Source organism: Paeniglutamicibacter psychrophenolicus (genome assembly GCF_017876575.1).
Lineage (GTDB): Bacteria > Actinomycetota > Actinomycetes > Actinomycetales > Micrococcaceae > Paeniglutamicibacter > Paeniglutamicibacter psychrophenolicus.
Genome location: NZ_JAGIOE010000001.1, coordinates 4808019 through 4823992 on the forward strand (window position 1 = coordinate 4808019; position 15974 = coordinate 4823992).

Sequence of the window (15974 nt, forward strand, 5' to 3'; positions counted from 1 at the left end):
CCTGGAAGAGGCGGCTTTGGTGCTCATCCAGGTGTGTCCGGAGGATTTTGTATCGGTGGGCGGTGGATTCGGCACGGGATACGAACCTGAAAAACAAAGCTGCAACTTCGCAATCCCTCACGAGTCTTCCGAGTCTTTTGGTCTGGAAAAGGTCCCCACGAACTGAACCACGGAGTCCCATTCATCCCACGAGGGGTCGATTACGTTGAAGTGATCTGTCGACTCGGGGGTGAGGAACTGGATGGGCACGCCGCTAAGGCCCACTGCCTGAGCGTACGCGATGCTGTGTTCGACGGGGATGCGTTGGTCGGCTGACCCGTGGACCAGTAACACGGGACAGCGCGGAGGCAGATGGTTGAGCGGGGACCCGGAACGATACGATGCAGGCAGGACGTCGGGACCGCTCCCGAAATACTCTTGCGCTGCATCTTCACCGAGCCCTTCGAGCCAGGTGCGACCAAGGTCGGTCACCGGCGCCAGGGCAACCACGTAATCCACGGATGACGTTGACAGAAGAGCGAGCTGCCCACCCACGGAATGCCCGATCGAGACCAACGGCCCGGTCCATCCTTCTCGACCCTTGTACGTGGCTACGGAGCGAAGGGCTGCGCTGACATCCTTCGCGGGTGCCGGCCATGGCCCATTGGCTCCGCGTCGATATTCAATGTTTGCCACGGTCCAGCCTCTCGAAGCCAGATCGGCGGCAAGGGGATCCATGAGCTCGGCGGTGAGTGACTCCCTCCAGAACCCTCCATGGATCAGGGCAATGGTTCCGAGGTGTTGCCGTTCCCCGTTCGGCGGCCAGAACTCGAACCACTGGTCTCTATCAGGACCGTATTGAATTGTTGCTGTCTCGTTCCGCTGGGACGCGGGGTCCACCTTTGTCATAAAGCTTCCTCCCTAGCATGGGCAATGAGTTTGGTCGATGTTGATTTTCAGGTGATCCTACGCCAGAGCTGGGCCTCCAGTCGGGGCGTTAGGCGGTTCCGGAAAAGAATATCTTGATTATCAAGATACTATCGTCTAGTGTGAATCAAGTCACGAAGAGACGTGACCGGCCTCTCCCCTTTCCGGCACGTGATGAATGTGCCAACTACTTGAAAGTCGATTCCATGACCACTAGTTCTCTACTGTCCAGAGGCAAGCCCAATGGCACGCCGGACGCGAAAAGGGTTGCCATCGGCGCCGGTGCCGGTGCTGCCATTGAGGTATATGACTTTATTGGTTTCGGTACGGCAGCCGCTCTGTATCTCGGCCCAGCATTCTTTCCGCACAGCAGCCCGCTGATCGGTACGCTCCAAGCATTCCTGACCCTCGGCGTCGGGTTTGTCGCCCGGCCTTTTGGCGGGATCATTGCCGGGTACTTTGGCGATCGGATCGGGCGCAAGCCAATGCTTGTCGCCTCCTTACTGGTCATGGGTTTCATGACCGTGATCATGGGGTTGCTACCCACTTACGAACAAGTTGGAGCCCTGGCTCCAATTCTCTTGGTCTTCGTGCGCGTGATTCAGGGCATCGCGTTTGGTGCCGAGTGGGGAGGCGCGGTGCTAATGACCTACGAGCATGCGCCGCTCGATAAGAAAGGAAAATACACCGGAATCATGCATGCAGGATTCGCTGTGGGGTTGCTTCTGGCTAATCTGGCGTTCCTCGCCACCGCTCCTCTTGGCAACAACTGGTCGTGGCGAATTCCATTCCTGTTTAGTGCTGTTCTGATCATCCTCGGCCTTATTATCAGATCCAAACTGACCGAATCGCCAGCTTTCGAAGCGGCGGTTGAAGCCGGAAAAACGGCACATAACCCGCTCAAGGATGCGCTGTCCAATGACTGGCGAGCCATCTTGCTGGGCGTGGCAATCCGTGTTGCAGAACCGGCAGGTTATGCGGTGGCGGTGACATTCATGTTGAGCTATCTAAAACTCAATGGACTCGCTTCAAATTCCACCGTTCTTACGGCTGTGTGCGTGGCTGCCGCAGTAGGCATCTTTGCCACACCAATGTGGGGCAAACTGACGGATCGAGTTGGTCGTAAGCCGCTTTTCATCGGAGCCGTCATATTGGGTGCCATCATGGCAATCCCGTTGTTCCTCATGGCCAATACCGGCAGACCCCTGCTGATCGGCTTAGTGCTGATCCTCGCCTATCCAGTGTTCCAGAACGCACTGGTTGCCGTCCAAGGCACACTCTTGCCGGAGATGTACCGTCCCGAAATTCGGTTCTCGGGTGCCTCTCTTGCCTACCAGCTGTCTGCGGTTATTGCAGGATTCACGCCGTTTATCGCTTCCGCCTTGTACCTCTGGGTTGGATGGGTGGGCCCCGCGGTGCTCTTCATGGTCTTTTGTGCGATCAGTGGAACCGCAGTGCTGTTTGTGCGTGAATCCTGGGGCCACAATTTGAAGGCCGAAGCCAAAATCCTGATGGATCAGGAATCCCGCAACCACGAATACGCAGAGGAACCTACAAATTGAGTGCACTCAAATTGCCAGCTCTGGAATTGGGCGGTAAGACCATCATGATCACCGGGGCGGCGCAGGGACTTGGTGCGCAAATTGCCGAGTTGTGCAGCGAAGGCGGAGCGAACGTCGTGCTAACGGACATCGGTTCCACGGATGAGGTTGTCCAACGAATCACTGCAGGTGGTGGTCGAGCCCTGGGTCTCAAGCTTGACGTGACGAAACCCGGCGACTGGGACCGGGCCGTCGAGCGTTGCCTAGCGGATTTTGGAGGCATCGACGGGCTGGTGAACAATGCGGGGGTAACCCACAGAGTGGATATTCAAGACACCACCACCGCCGATTGGGAGTCGGTGATGAACATCAATCTTAATGGTCCCTTCTATGGCATCCGTGCCGTCGGAGCGACAATGCGGCGAACACCTGGCGGTTCGATCGTCAATATATCCTCCGCCCTCGGCCTAGTCGGGCACCCCGCGGCTGCCTACTCCACCAGCAAGTGGGCCATTCGCGGCCTAACTCGAGCCGCCTGTGGCACCTTTGCCGCGGACAATATTCGGGTGAATTCTGTGCATCCGGGAGTCATGAAGACCCCGATGGCCGTGGGCGGAACAAATGCTTACTTGGATGCCAACATTGATCTGACGCCGCTTGGCAGACTCGCGGACAGTATCGAGGTTGCCCGGGTCGTAACCTTTCTCTTGTCGGAGTACGCATCGTACGTTTCCGGTGCGGAGATCGCCGTGGACGGCGGCTACTCGGCGTTTGGCGGTCAGAACGAGGCCTATCGCATTATGAAAGAACAAGAAGAGTCTCGCTTCGCCAAGACAAGCGAAGCCTAGACAAACAATTACAGGGAGCACGAGATGGACACCAATGTAGAAACGGCGACCCTTCAACAGGACGCTGTCGACGGCATCGTAAAGGATTGGATGCGGATTCTGCCTGGAACCGATGTCAGCAGTCTTCAAATCATGAGCCGCATGTTGCGAGTGATTCGTTCCTTTGAGCGTCGGAGAGAAGACCTGCTTATTCAGTATGGCCTTGAGCCATGGTCGTTTGACATGTTGGCCGCGTTGCGCAGGAACCCCGGTGGTGTTTCCAGTCCGGGTGAGCTCATTGCCGCCACCCTGGTGACATCCGGGACAATGACGACTCGATTGAAGTCCCTCGAACGTCGGGGGTTGATTGTTCGGCGCAAGGGCGAAACCGACGGACGCAACGTCGTGGTGACGCTTACTGCGGCCGGACGCGAAAGCGTTGACGATGCGTTCGAGGACGTGCTTCAAGTCCAACGCGACGTCGTTGCTTCCCTCAATGACCACGAGCAAGCCGCTCTCGAAGGCGTTTTGCGCACGATCCTGTCGGCACAGGAACCCCCAACTATCACCAACTAAATCGGGCTGAGCTGCCCGCAGATTACATCAGGAGATTTCATGACACTTCAAACCGCCGACTGGGCACTTGCCACTATCGAAAGCGAGGGACAGACCCTTGCCTGCATTGAAACGGCCGACGGATTCTTCCTTCTTGAACCTTCGCTGGCCCGAGTAGGCCTTGCCGATCAAACGACCGTCATATCCCTATTCGAAGACTGGGCCGCGTCTGCAACGGCGCTGAAGGCAGCGGTTGCCCAACTCGAACCGGCCGATCGCATCGAACCCGATCGACGCCTAGCTCCACTCCAGCACCCTGGAAAGATCGTGTGTGCCGGTGCCAACTACTTTGACCATCTGGAGGAAATGGGCATCAGCGGAGCAACCAAGGAGAACCAGCGATTGTTCTTCTTCATGAAGCCCCCACGTAATTCGATTGTGGGAGAAGGAGATACGGTCCGGATGCCCATCGAAACCAAGGAGTTCGACTGGGAAGTCGAGCTTGCCGCCGTGATCGGGCACACAGCTCGGAACGTCAGCCCGGAGGAAGCGCTGCAGCACGTGGCCGGATATACGGTGGCAATTGATTTCAGCGCCCGTGATCACAACCGTGCGCCGGACACGTTCTACAAACTAGATTGGACTGCGGGGAAAGGTCACGATACTTGTTGCCCTATCGGCCCACGCATTGTGCCGAGTTCGCAGATGCCCGATCCGCAGGACGTTGGATTGCGATTGAGCGTAAATGGCGAACTCAAGCAAGACGGGCGTTCTTCCTCTATGGTGTTCACGCTAGCGGAACAAATTTCTGCCCTTTCTCGAATCATGACCCTGGATCCGGGAGATCTCATCCTAACGGGCACACCAGCCGGTGTTGGCGCTCCCAGGCAAACCTGGCTTTCGGTGGGCGACCGGGTTGCCGTGGAGATCGACCATATTGGTGGCTTCGAGGTGGCTATCCAGAGCCCTGCCTAACTGTATTAACCACGAAGGCCAGGCCTACGGTCGGCCGGTGTCAGCCCCTTCAGCGTGGTGCATCCTCGACGATGGGTGTCATAGCCTGGCCTGTCGGGAAAGACGGCAACGCGTTCGGCCTCCGAGCGGCATGGCCAGGCGTACCCCCCCATTCCGGGCATGGTGCGGTTGGCTCGCTCGACCTTACCGTTGAGCTGGGGTCGATACGGACGGGTGAACTTGTGTTTGATCACCGGCTCCAAGGCGTCGGCGAAGGCGTGGAAACGGTATCAGGACCCGTTGTCCGAGTTAAGCCGAATCGGTTTAAGAGGGCCAAGGGCTTAGCCGGCAGGGACTTCGAACGGTTCATCACCGAGGACCTCGGCGCCAATTTGGTGCGGCCGGACCGCAAGGACGAAAGCCCCGGTTCGGGAAGTTCGGCGCCATCCGCCAGTGGATCGAGTCCGTCTTCGACAGCCACAAGGGCCAACTTGGCCTCGAGCACCCCGGTGCCCGGACCCTCGACGGGCTCTACACCCGCGTCGCCTCGAAGCTCCTGGCCCTCTCGGCCGGGATCTGGCACAGCTGGAAGACCCACGGACCCTGGAAACGCTCCCTGACCGCCTGCGACCTTCGATTTCATTAGGACTTAATCTAGGCCCGCTCGTGGCGGTTCCCTGCCGTGGTGGCGTTCCCGATTATTCCATCGAAGGGCCCGGGGAGTCCCGTGCGATACTGGCGCCATGAGCGCTCCGCTGTCCCTGCCGAGGACCATCGCAACCGCTGCCGGTCCGGTCGAGATCGCACTCCTGAAGGCCGGGGAGCACACAGTGCTCTTCTTCCCGGGCGGACACTGCTCGGCGGACAGCGACTGCGGATGGGAGCTCTATACGAGCATCGGATACTCGGTCCTCTCGTTTTCGCGGCCCGGGTACGGCCGAACCCGGTGGGCCGGATGGATGCCGCAGCGTTCGCCGACCTCGTGCACGAGACCTGCCGGGTTCTGGGGCTCACATCGATCGCGGCCTCGGCCGGTGTCTCGTACGGCGGGATGCAGGCGGTGCATGTCGCGTCGCGCCCTGGGATCCGCGCCGGATGCCTGGTGCTGCACAGCTGTGCGCCCTCAGCACTCCCCTACCCCGACACCCGCGCGGAGTCCTTGGCCGGCCCAGTGGTCTTCGCCCCGGACGTTGAAGCGGCAACCTGGTGGCTGGTGCGTCGCATGGTGGGCACGGAGTCAGGCCTGCGGTTCATGCTCGGCCAGCTGTCCACGCTTCCGGCCAGCCAGTGGTGAGACAGGTTCCCGCCACCCGAGCAGGCCAAAGCACACCGGTTCCTGCAGGGAATGCGCTCCCCACACGGATTAGTTGCCGGCCTGCGCCAAGGCACCGCGGCGGGTGCCGCGGCCCGGCGCGCGGCGCTGTCCCGGGTGGCGTGCCCGGCGTTGGTCACGGCCTCGTCCTTCGACGGGGGTGTCTCGTTCCGCCACGCCCTGGACTACCGGGACAACTTGCTCGATGTCCGCCTGGTCGTGCTCACCTCGCCCACGCACCTGCTCTGGCTCGGGCCCGGCCGTATGGCATTGGCCGATGCCATGCGCGACTTCATGGACGCATGAGCTTCGCCGTGTCCCTGCCCCGCCCATGGGGTCGGCTCTCCCTATCCTCGCTGTGCCGCCTTGCCCTCGCGGGCCAGCAGCCAGATCAGGTAGACGCCGCCGATGCTCACGGTCACCACGCCCACCGGCAGCTGCACCGGGGCGAAGAGCCGCTGGGCCACCAGGTCGCTGGCCACCAGCAGCAACGCGCCCATGCAGGCCGCCGGGGCCAGGCGCATGCCCGCGGCCCGGTTCAGCCGCTTGGCCAGCTGCGGGGCCACCAGTGCCACAAAGGCGATGGGCCCGGCGACCGCGGTGGTGGCGGCGGTCAGCAACACGGCCAGCACCACCATGGCCAGTCGTGCCGGTTCCACGCGTATGCCCAGGGCGGTGGCCGTGTCATCCCCCATTTCCAGCATGTTCAGCGTCGTCCCGCCGGCCAGGACGAGTCCCAGGATCGGGACGATGGCGATCAGCGCCGGGATGAGCACCGGCCAGCCGACCCCGTTGAGGGTTCCTGCTCCCCACACCGCCGCGGCCATCGCCACCTCGATCTCCGCGCGCAGCACCAGCCACTGGTTCAGGGCCGCGAGCATCGCGGAAATGCCGATGCCCACCAGGATCAGCCGGAAGCCGTGGGAGCCACGCCGCCAGGCCAGGAAGTACACCGCCAGGGCGGTGAGCAGGCCTCCGGCGAGCGCCCCGAGCGAGGTGGCCAGGAAGCTGCCGCCCACCAGGGTCAGGGCCAGCAGCGCCCCGGTGTAGGCACCGGTGGAAAAGCCGATGATGTCGGGGGAGCCCAGCGGGTTGCGGGTCAGCGACTGGAACACCGCACCGGCCACACCCAGCGCGGCACCGAAGGCCAGCGCGGCCACGGCGCGCGGGGCACGCCACTGGAGCACGATGGTGCTCTCCAGCCCTTCCCCTCCGCCGAGGATGACGTCGATGACCTTGCCCGGGCCCATGGGATAGTCGCCGCTGCCGACCACCAGCAGAGCGAAGAGCACGGCCAGCCCCGAGAGCAACAGGCACAGGGCACTCTCGCGGCCCAGGCGCCGGGCCCGGCCAGGTATGCGGACCCGGGAAGCTGCCCGGGCTTCCGGCCCGGCGCTCATACGGCCACCGGCTTCTTGCGGCGGGCCAGCATGATCAGCACCGGGGCGCCGACGAAGGCGCAGACCACCCCGGCCTCGAGTTCCCCGGGGATGACGACCCTGCCCAGCACGTCGGCCAGCAGCAGGATGATCGGGGCGAGCACCGCGGTGTAGGCCAGCATCCAGCGGGCATCGGGCCCGGAAAAGCGTCGGGCCAGGTGCGGGGCCATCAGCCCCAGGAAGCTGATCGCGCCCACCGCGGCGGTGGCCGCCCCGGCCAGCACCGTGACGGCCAGCAGGATCAGCACCCGCGCCCGGCCCACCTTGTAGCCCAGGGCCAGGGCGGTGTCGTCCCCCAGGGCCAGGGCGTTGAGCGAGCGGCCCGTGAAGCCGGCCAGCACGAAACCCACCAGCACCGCGATTCCCAGCGGGGCCAGCACGTCCGCGGAGCGGCCCTCCAGGGAGCCGATGGTCCAGGCCCGCAACTGGTCGAAGGCCGAGGGGTGGACCAGGGCCAGGGCCGTGCCGATCCCGGAGAGCACCGCGCCGAGGGCAACTCCGGCCAGCACCAGCCTGACCGGGTCGCTGGAACGTGCCCCGGCCATGCCCACCAGGTACACGGCCCCGGTGGCCAGCACCGCCCCGCCGAAGGCGAACCAGACGTAGCCGTTGAATCCGTTGATCCCGAAGGTGCCCACGGCAATGACGATGGCCAGCGAGGCGCCTGCGTTCACGCCCAGGATCCCGGGTTCGGCCAGGGCATTGCGGGTCATGGATTGGACCAGCGCCCCGGCGATGCCCAGCGCGCTTCCGGCCAGGATGCCCAGGACGGCGCGCGGGAAGCGGGAGTCGCGGATGATGGCGTGGTCGGCGGAGTCGTTGGGGTCCAGCAGGGCCTGCCACAGAACGGCCAACTCGATGTGTTTGGAACCCACGGCCAGGGACAACAGTGCCAACAGCAGAAGCACGGCCGCAAAAAAGACCAGCAGTGACGTGCGTCGCATGTTCGCCCGGGCGTTGCCGGCCGAACCGCTCGCCCCTGTTCCCGCCATGACGCCGGCCTGACCGCCGCCGGGGCCCGGACTCCCGGGGACGGCTTGGGCTTTTTTGGGGTTCGCCGCAGCGGGGGTGGGGCTGGCCACGATTCATCTCCTTAGCTTCGAACCGTTCAACACTACCGCGTGGGAATGCGGCCGGGACAGCTCGCTGCGGTGTCGACTTAGGCACAGGCAACATGAATACGATACATTGGCGTGGTGAAATTGATTTCTTCGAGCCTTCGGCCCCGTTTCGGCGCCGCCAAGGCAGCAGCCGCACTGTTCCTGATCGCCCTGACCGCAGGCTGTGCAGCCGGCGGCTCCACCGACACCGCGCCGGGCAACTCCGACGTCGCCGTCGGCGGGGAGCGTTTCTCCACCGCGGACGAGGCCACCGCCAAGTTCGGTGCCAACACGGCCCCGGGCGTGTTCCCGCGCGCGTTGACCCATGCCAACGGCACCACCGAGATCACCAAGAAGCCCGAGCGCGTCGTGGTGCTGGACACCGGCGAACTCGATGCAGTGCTGTCACTGGGCATCACCCCGGTCGGCATCCCCTCCACCGAGGGCGCCAATTCGATCCCCAGCTACCTGGCCGACGCCGTCAAGGACGCCAAGACCGTGGGCACCATCCAGGAACTGAACCTGGAGGCCGTCGCGGCGTTGAAGCCGGATTTGATCATTGGTTCCCAGCTGCGCGCCGACAAGCTCTACCCGCAGCTTGCACAGATCGCCCCGACCGTCTTCTCGATCCGCCCGGGCTTCCCATGGAAGGAAAACTTCCGGCTGGCCGCCGCCGCGCTCGGTGAGGAGACCAAGGCCGTCGAGGTGCTCAATGCCTACCAGGACAAGGCCACTGCGCTGAACAAGGACGTTGAGGGCGATCCGAAGATCTCCCTGCTGCGTTTCATGCCCGAGAAGATCCGGCTGTACGGCAATGCCTCGCTGATCGGCGTCATCCTGGAAGACGCAGGGTTCTCCCGCCCGGCCAACCAGGACATCGAGGACCTGGCCAAGGAGATTTCCGCCGAGAACCTGGCCGAGGCCGATTCGGATTGGATCTTCTACACCTCCTACGGCACCCCGGAGGCCACCGGCGAGAAGGCCGCGCTCGAGGGCCCGATCTGGGACAAGCTCGAGGCCGTCAAGGCCGGGAACGTGCAGCGCGTGAACGACGACGTCTGGTTCCTGGGCCTGGGCCCGACAGGCGCCTCGATCGTGCTCGACGACCTGCGCGGCTACCTGGTGAAGTAGCTTCGCACTTCCTGATTGATTCCTGCTTCGTGTGGGGCCCGGCCAACGCCGGGCCCCACACGTGCTTAACCGGCCAGGGCCTCAGCCAATGGGCTCGGCCATCTGCCGCACGGCGTAGGCAACCTCTATGCTCTGGCCGGTGACCGGGTCGGACATCTCCACCCTCCAGCTTTGCGCAAACTGGTCCACGCCGGCGATCATGGCGACGGTTCCCGAGATCAGCACGGTTCCCGGCTTGTTGAGCCCGCGCTCCCCCAGGACATCCAACCAGTAGTCGGGAGTCAGCAATGCGCCCAGGCTGCTGTCCTGGATCAGGGTGTCGGCCTCCCCTTCGGCTCCGACCCAGGCCCTGAGCGTGATCCGGTCCAGGTGCTCCCGTACGTCATCCAGGCGCCAGGCCTTGCGTCCAAGCACATCGGGGCCGGCGTTCTTGCTCCAGGCAACACCGTGCACCTCGAGGTCGCGGTCGGTGTGGTCGCAGGCCGCCGTGAGCAGCACTCCCTCGTCCGTGACGACGAGAGCCCACTCCGCTTCGCCGGAGGTCCTCCCGTGCTGGACCACGACCTCGCCGGCCTGCTGGGCGAGATAGCTGGAGACGGGGTACATGGCCGGCGTGGCACTGGGCCCGGGAACCCCCAGCTCGGCCAGCTCGGCGATGTGCGCCTGGACCTCCTCCTGCTCCCGGCCCGCGTATCCCGCGTTGAGCAGGTCCGTCACCACGACCGTCTTGGTGGTCCCGTCGGGTAGTTCAAAGCTCAGTTTCGTCATGATTTCTCCTCGTCTGGGTGTGCCCGGAAAAATTCTTTCCGCTCAACAGTCGCCAATCTACACTAAGTATGCGTAATGTATACATTTACGTTCACTGTGGTGGACGCCACTGAAAAGTTCATCGGAGGAAACCCATGACTGACACCCAAACCCGGACATCCGGGACCGCGGCAAAGCCCGTCCGGCCGAAGGGGCTGTACAAGGCATTTGCCGCCAGCCTCACCGGCACCGCGCTCGAGTGGTACGACTTCGCCGTCTACTCGGCGGCGGCCGCCATCGTGTTCCCGCTCATCTTCTTTCCCGATACCGACCCCCTGACCGGCACCATCCTGGCGTTCTCGACCTACGCGGTCGGCTACATTTCCCGGCCCATCGGCGGGATCATCTTCGGGCGGCTGGGCGACAGGATCGGGCGAAAAAAGGTCCTGGTGTCAACGCTGATGATCATCGGCATCGCCACCGTGCTGATCGGAGTGCTCCCGGGATACGCGAGCATCGGCGTCGCCGCTCCGCTGATCCTGGTGCTCCTGCGGTTCGCCCAGGGCGTGGGGGTCGGCGGCGAATGGGGCGGAGCGGTCTTGCTCTCCAGCGAATACGGCGATCCCAAGAGGCGCGGCTTCTGGGCATCAGCCGCCCAGGTCGGGCCGCCTGCCGGCAACCTGATGGCCAACGGCGCACTTGCCATCCTGACCCTGGCGCTCTCCGAGGAACAGTTCATCAGCTTCGGCTGGCGGATTGCGTTCCTGTTCTCCGCCCTGCTCGTGGCCTTCGGGCTCTGGATCCGGCTCCACCTCGAGGACACCCCGATCTTCAAGGCCATCGAGGCCCGGGGCGAGCAGCCCAACGCCCCCATCAAGGAAATCTTCCGCCACGAACTGCGTCCACTGGTTGCGGCAACACTGTCCCGGGTTGGACCCGATGTGCTCTACGCGCTTTTCACGGTGTTCACGCTGACCTACGGCATCCAGGTCCTCGGATACGAGCGCAACCAGGTCCTCACCGCAGTCCTGGTCGGTTCCGCATTCCAGCTGTTCATGATCCCGCTCGCCGGGGCGGTCTCCGACCGGTTCAACCGCCGGTTGGTTTACGCGGTTGCCGCGGGCCTCGGCGTCTGCTGGACCTTCATCTTCTTCGTGCTGCTTGGCGGCGACAACCAGCTGATGCTCATGGCCGGAATCGTCCTGGGCCTGATGTGCCACTCGTTCATGTACGGCCCGCAGGCGGCGTTCGTGGTGGAACAGTTCTCGCCGCGCCTGCGCTCGACCGGCTCGTCGCTGGCCTACACCTTCGCGGGCGTGATCGGTGGCGCCATCGCCCCGCTGATGTTCACGCTGCTGCTGAGCAAGTTCGGCGGCTGGATCCCCGTCGCATGCTATGTGGCGGTTGCCGGCGCGGTGACCCTCGTGGGGCTCGCACTTGGCCGGGATCCGCACCCGACCGAGGACGACGAGTTCCACACGGCCCTGGGGACCGCGTAGCTTTCGGCGGCCCGCCAGCATAGGGAAGGCTCAGGTGCGCAGCAGGATGTCCCGGGTGACGTTCAGGTGATGGTCAATGGCCGCTTGGGCCTGTTGGCCATCACCCTGGACCAGGGCATCGAGGATGTCCTGGTGTTCGCGGCAAACATGCTCACGTCGACCACTGGTGCGGAACAACGCGTCAATGCCGACCATCACCTGGCGCACGTGGAGCTTGCTGTAGGTCCGGGAGATCAATTCGTTGCCGGCCGCGTCGATGAGTTGCTGGTGGAACTGCGCGTCGAGCCGGATGAACTCCCGCGCCGATTCCGCCTCGTGGGCCGCCGGCAGGTCGGCCTGCTGCTTCAGGGTTTGGGCCATCGCCTCGGCCGGAACGTTTCCCGAGGCGATGGCGAGACGGGCTGCGTGGCTTTCCAGGACTCCACGCAGTTCCATGAGCTCGGATATCTCGCGACCGGTGACCACGGGGATGTAGGCACCGCGCTGGGGAATCAATTCGACCAGCCCGTCGGAAACCAGCAGCAGCAGGGCCTCGCGCACGGGGGTTCGGGATACGCCGATTTCGGCCGCCAGCTCTTGCTCATTGAGGAACTTGCCCTGCATTGTTGAATCGATCAGAACGTTCTCACGCAGGTACTGGTAGGCCTTTTCGCGGCCAGAGGCAGCCGGGCGGATATTTTTCGACATACATTATGTATACAACAAACTGGAGGAAACACATGCGTTTGGCATTGGCACAGATCATCAGCGGCGGAAAACCGGCAGAAAACCTTGCCCTGGTTCGCCGCTACTCGGAAGACGCGAAGGCCCGCGGAGCCGAGCTCGTCATCTTCCCCGAGGCCACCATGTGCGCCTTCGGCAATCCGCTGGCCGAGGTGGTCGAACCGATCGACGGTCCGTGGGCCACGGCGGTTCGCGCCATGGCCTCGGAGATCGGCATCACCATTGTTGCAGGCATGTTCACCCCCGGCAACGGCGGCAGGGTCCGAAACACCCTGCTGGCCACCGGGCCCGACGTGGAAGCCTCGTATGACAAGATCCATCTCTTTGACGCTTTCGGCTTTTCGGAATCCGACAGCGTGGATGCCGGCACCGAGCCGGTGGTGTTCCGGCGGGGCGGAATCACTTTCGGGCTGGCCACTTGCTATGACGTGCGATTCCCGGCTCTCTTCACGGCAAATGCGGCAGCGGGCGCACAGGTGAACATCGTTTGCGCCTCGTGGGGCGCCGGCGAGGGCAAGCTCGAGCAGTGGGAACTCCTTTGCCGTGCCCGCGCCCTGGACAGCACCACCTTTGTGGTTGCCTGTGGCCAGGGGGACCCGGCGAGCGTCGGCATCGCCGCGACGTCATCGGCACCGACGGGCGTCGGGGCCAGCGCCGCGGTATCCCCGTTGGGGTCGGTGCTGGTCTCGCTCGGTGCCGAACCGGGCCTGGCCGTGGTTGACGTCGACGTCTCGATCCTGGACGAGGTGAGGGCCAAGCTGCCCGTGCTGGCCAACGCACGCACCTTCGAACACGCCAAGCGATAACAGGCCGCTCCCTGCATCAGCGCCGGCCCTACACACCCCTCGGTGCCAAGGACGCGCGGTGTGCCCACGCGGTTTTCCGCCGGCCGGCACACCGCGCATTCTTGCATGGCCATCCTAGGGGCGCAGGGACTCGAGCGCGGCGCGGGGGCCGCTGCCCCGGCTCTGCGACAAGGCTCATTCAGCAAGCGGTTCTCGCACTTGGTGCCATGCCTTAAATGGGACGAGCCCCGCAAGAAACCGAAGTTTCTTGCGGGGCTCACATTGGTCGGGATAACAGGATTTGAACCTGCGACCTCGTCGTCCCGAACGACGCGCGCTACCAAGCTGCGCCATATCCCGGTGTTGTACCAACGAATAAAAAGTTTACCGACTTTTCACTCCAACACCTAATCGGGGCCGCTGGTTCTGCATCACACGATCGCCTTGCCGGGGTTCAGGATGCCCTGCGGGTCGAAAACGGCCTTGATCTTTCGCTGCAGTTCCAGCACCTCCTCGGACTGTTCCCACGCCAGCCATTCACGCTTCACGGTGCCCACGCCGTGCTCGCCGGTGATGGTGCCGCCCACCTCCAACGCAGCGCGGATGGACTCGTCAAGGGCTGCATCGAGCCGGGCCACGCCCTCGGTTCCGTCATCCGGGTCCACCCAGAAGGTGGGATGCAGGTTGCCGTCGCCGGCGTGGGCGACGATGCGCACCATGACGTTGTTCCTGGCCGCAATCCTGTCCAGGGTTCCCATGTAGTCGACCATGGCCGACCGGGGCACCGCGATGTCCTCGCCGACCCGGTACTGGTCGTCCTGGCCGTCGCCGCGGCTGGCGCGGCGCATCTCGATCAACCGCACGGCTTCCTCGTCGTCGGGTTCACTCACCTGGGCCCCGAGGTTCTCCAGCGCCGAGCGCACGATACCCGCCTCGATCTCCGCCCCATGGCCGTCCGTGCGGACCAGCAGCAGCGCGCCGCCGCGAGCACCGAGGTCCGAGCCGTAGGCGGCATCCAGCACGCGCATGGTCCCGATATCCATCAACTCCAGGATCGCCGGCTGCACACGCACCCGGGCGATCGCCACCACCCCGGCCGCGGCCTGGACGACATCGGTGAACACCGCGGCGATGGAACAGGTCCTTTCACTGAGGTAGCGCAGCCGAACGGTCACGGAGACGACCACCGCCAGGGTCCCTTCCGAACCAACCAACAGCGAGGTCAAGTCGTAGCCGGCGACACCCTTGAAGGTGTTTCGCCCGGTGCTGATCAAGGTGCCGTCGGCCAGCACGACCTCCAGGCCAAGGACCGAGTCGGTGGTCACCCCGTACTTGGCGCAACGCAGGCCGCCGGCATTGGTGGCCACGTTTCCGCCGATGGTCGATTCCTTGTAGCTGGCCGGGTCTGGCGCATACATGAGCCCGTGCTTGGCAACGGCCCTGTTCAGCACCGCATTGATGACTCCGGGCTGCACCACGGCCACTTCGTCTTCCGCGCGGATCTCCAGGATCCGGTTCATGCGTTCGAGTGAGAGCACGATGCAGCGGGCAACCGCATGGGCACCGCCTGAGACGCCCGTCCCGGCCCCGCGGGGCACAACCTTGACCCCGGCCGCCGAGGCGAGCCGCAAGGCAGCCTGGACGTCTTCCACGCGCTCGGCAAAGACCACGGCCAGGGGCAGCTGGTGGTCAACGATTTTCCCGAAGTCGTGGCTGTGGGACTGAAGCACCGTGGGATCGGTGGATACCGCGCCCTCACCGATGTACTGGACCAGGTCATCAATCAACGCCGCATCGGCGGTTTGCAGGCTCATGCCACCCTTTCGAAGCATCTTGGATATGGCTGTGCCGTCGCTGGCGGCACAGCGGTCTGTGTCCGGGGGTTTAGCGCTCGGCGTGGCCGCCGGCTCCCATGAAGCGAGCATAGTACTCAAGGACCTCGGGCCAGTCCGTGTAGCGATCGTATTGCTGCTGGCCGATCTCCCCGGCAGCCCAACCGTCATGCGTCAGGACCACTTCGGTTCCGCTGCCCTGTTCATGGAATTCCAGGCTGACATGGGTGGGCGGGGCCGTTTCCATGCCGAGGGTGAAGTCCAGGACGATGGTCTCTGGTGCTTCGAGGTGAACGATCTTGCCCCAGAGGTGCTGGTCACCGTCTTCCGACTCCTCGAGCAGGCTCCCCCGCTCGAAGGTCACATGGCTTCCCTGGCCGAACTGCGAGAATTTGCTTACAGGCCACCAGAGGTGGATGTACTCGGAGAAGCCTTCAAATGCCTGGTCTGCTGATACCGGAACGTTCACCGTATGCCGATGCTCCGGCAAGTGGTAACCGTCTTGGGAGCTGCGCTCGTTGGCTGATGCCGCGTGTGAAAATAGTCCGTCCATCCCCCAACCCTAACGGCTCTGGCCATGATGGTCGCTTGCGAGACCTCCGCCGTGGTGCCGGCCCTCGGGG

Annotated in this window: 16 protein-coding genes, 1 tRNA gene and 2 pseudogenes; 10 read left to right on the top strand and 9 right to left on the bottom strand. The window is 63.9% G+C overall.

From position 1 onward, the window contains the following. Window positions 1–117 precede the first annotated feature (117 nt). The gene (locus JOF46_RS22930; RefSeq protein ID WP_209911344.1) at window positions 118–888 is read right to left on the bottom strand and encodes an alpha/beta hydrolase; all 771 of its coding nucleotides are present in this window, start codon (window positions 886–888) and stop codon (window positions 118–120) included. Window positions 889–1112: 224 nt separating this feature from the next. Between JOF46_RS22930 and JOF46_RS21615 the strand changes: the two genes are divergently transcribed. The 4 genes from JOF46_RS21615 to JOF46_RS21630 are packed head-to-tail and all read left to right on the top strand — an operon-like array spanning window position 1113 to window position 4804. Beyond that, complete coding sequence (locus tag JOF46_RS21615) at window positions 1113–2468, top strand: MFS transporter (protein WP_209911346.1); 1356 nt, start codon at window positions 1113–1115, stop codon at window positions 2466–2468. Next, window positions 2465–3295 carry an SDR family NAD(P)-dependent oxidoreductase gene (locus JOF46_RS21620; RefSeq protein WP_209911350.1) on the top strand — a complete coding sequence of 277 codons (831 nt, stop codon included), beginning with the start codon at window positions 2465–2467 and terminating at the stop codon, window positions 3293–3295. Before JOF46_RS21615 ends, JOF46_RS21620 begins: the two co-directional genes overlap by 4 nt. Window positions 3296–3319: 24 nt before the next feature. After that, complete coding sequence (locus tag JOF46_RS21625) at window positions 3320–3850, top strand: MarR family winged helix-turn-helix transcriptional regulator (protein WP_209911353.1); 531 nt, start codon at window positions 3320–3322, stop codon at window positions 3848–3850. A 39-nt stretch (window positions 3851–3889) separates the two neighbouring features. After that, window positions 3890–4804: a fumarylacetoacetate hydrolase family protein gene (locus JOF46_RS21630; RefSeq protein WP_209911355.1), complete on the top strand. Its 915-nt coding sequence runs from the start codon at window positions 3890–3892 to the stop codon at window positions 4802–4804. Between the two features lie 5 nt (window positions 4805–4809). Here the strand turns inward: JOF46_RS21630 and JOF46_RS22440 are convergent. Beyond that, a pseudogene (locus JOF46_RS22440) lies at window positions 4810–5100 on the bottom strand (IS481 family transposase); the annotation flags it as partial. A gap of 18 nt (window positions 5101–5118) precedes the next feature. Here JOF46_RS22440 and JOF46_RS22445 point away from each other — a divergent pair. The 3 genes and pseudogenes from JOF46_RS22445 to JOF46_RS21640 all read left to right on the top strand — a co-directional run. Beyond that, a pseudogene (locus tag JOF46_RS22445) lies at window positions 5119–5429 on the top strand (IS982 family transposase); the annotation flags it as partial. Window positions 5430–5660: 231 nt separating this feature from the next. Beyond that, the gene (locus JOF46_RS21635) at window positions 5661–6077 is read left to right on the top strand and encodes a hypothetical protein (RefSeq protein ID WP_209911357.1); all 417 of its coding nucleotides are present in this window, start codon (window positions 5661–5663) and stop codon (window positions 6075–6077) included. A gap of 51 nt (window positions 6078–6128) precedes the next feature. Beyond that, on the top strand, window positions 6129–6401 hold the full coding sequence (locus JOF46_RS21640) for a hypothetical protein (RefSeq protein ID WP_209911360.1): 273 nt from the start codon (window positions 6129–6131) through the stop codon (window positions 6399–6401). A 41-nt stretch (window positions 6402–6442) separates the two neighbouring features. Here the strand turns inward: JOF46_RS21640 and JOF46_RS21645 are convergent, their stop codons facing one another. Together JOF46_RS21645 and JOF46_RS21650 are read right to left on the bottom strand one after the other, a co-directional pair. Next, window positions 6443–7495, bottom strand: a complete 1053-nt coding sequence (locus JOF46_RS21645) for a FecCD family ABC transporter permease (protein ID WP_209911363.1) — start codon at window positions 7493–7495, stop codon at window positions 6443–6445. Next, window positions 7492–8616, bottom strand: coding sequence for an iron chelate uptake ABC transporter family permease subunit (locus JOF46_RS21650; protein WP_209911366.1), 1125 nt, complete (start codon window positions 8614–8616; stop codon window positions 7492–7494). Before JOF46_RS21650 ends, JOF46_RS21645 begins: the two co-directional genes overlap by 4 nt. 114 nt (window positions 8617–8730) lie before the next feature. Here JOF46_RS21650 and JOF46_RS21655 point away from each other — a divergent pair, with 114 nt between their 5' ends. Next, window positions 8731–9765: an ABC transporter substrate-binding protein gene (locus tag JOF46_RS21655; RefSeq protein ID WP_483428554.1), complete on the top strand. Its 1035-nt coding sequence runs from the start codon at window positions 8731–8733 to the stop codon at window positions 9763–9765. 81 nt (window positions 9766–9846) lie between these two features. On the opposite strand, the gene JOF46_RS21660 is transcribed toward JOF46_RS21655, so the two are convergent. Continuing rightward, window positions 9847–10533 carry a DUF2848 domain-containing protein gene (locus tag JOF46_RS21660; protein ID WP_209911368.1) on the bottom strand — a complete coding sequence of 229 codons (687 nt, stop codon included), beginning with the start codon at window positions 10531–10533 and terminating at the stop codon, window positions 9847–9849. A gap of 134 nt (window positions 10534–10667) precedes the next feature. Here JOF46_RS21660 and JOF46_RS21665 point away from each other — a divergent pair, with 134 nt between their 5' ends. After that, window positions 10668–12011 carry an MFS transporter gene (locus JOF46_RS21665; RefSeq protein WP_209911370.1) on the top strand — a complete coding sequence of 448 codons (1344 nt, stop codon included), beginning with the start codon at window positions 10668–10670 and terminating at the stop codon, window positions 12009–12011. Window positions 12012–12041: 30 nt separating this feature from the next. On the opposite strand, the gene JOF46_RS21670 is transcribed toward JOF46_RS21665, so the two are convergent. Then, window positions 12042–12698, bottom strand: coding sequence for a GntR family transcriptional regulator (locus JOF46_RS21670; RefSeq protein ID WP_209911372.1), 657 nt, complete (start codon window positions 12696–12698; stop codon window positions 12042–12044). 32 nt (window positions 12699–12730) lie between these two features. On the opposite strand from JOF46_RS21670, the gene JOF46_RS21675 reads away from it, so the two are divergent. Then, the gene (locus tag JOF46_RS21675) at window positions 12731–13540 is read left to right on the top strand and encodes a carbon-nitrogen hydrolase family protein (RefSeq protein ID WP_209911374.1); all 810 of its coding nucleotides are present in this window, start codon (window positions 12731–12733) and stop codon (window positions 13538–13540) included. A gap of 262 nt (window positions 13541–13802) precedes the next feature. Here JOF46_RS21675 and JOF46_RS21680 read toward each other — a convergent pair. The 3 genes from JOF46_RS21680 to JOF46_RS21690 form a co-directional block, all read right to left on the bottom strand. Beyond that, a tRNA-Pro gene (locus JOF46_RS21680) sits at window positions 13803–13879 on the bottom strand. Window positions 13880–13950: 71 nt separating this feature from the next. Then, window positions 13951–15333: an FAD-binding oxidoreductase gene (locus tag JOF46_RS21685; RefSeq protein ID WP_209911376.1), complete on the bottom strand. Its 1383-nt coding sequence runs from the start codon at window positions 15331–15333 to the stop codon at window positions 13951–13953. 70 nt (window positions 15334–15403) lie between these two features. Then, complete coding sequence (locus JOF46_RS21690) at window positions 15404–15904, bottom strand: SRPBCC domain-containing protein (protein WP_209911378.1); 501 nt, start codon at window positions 15902–15904, stop codon at window positions 15404–15406. Between the last annotated feature and the right edge of the window lie 70 nt (window positions 15905–15974).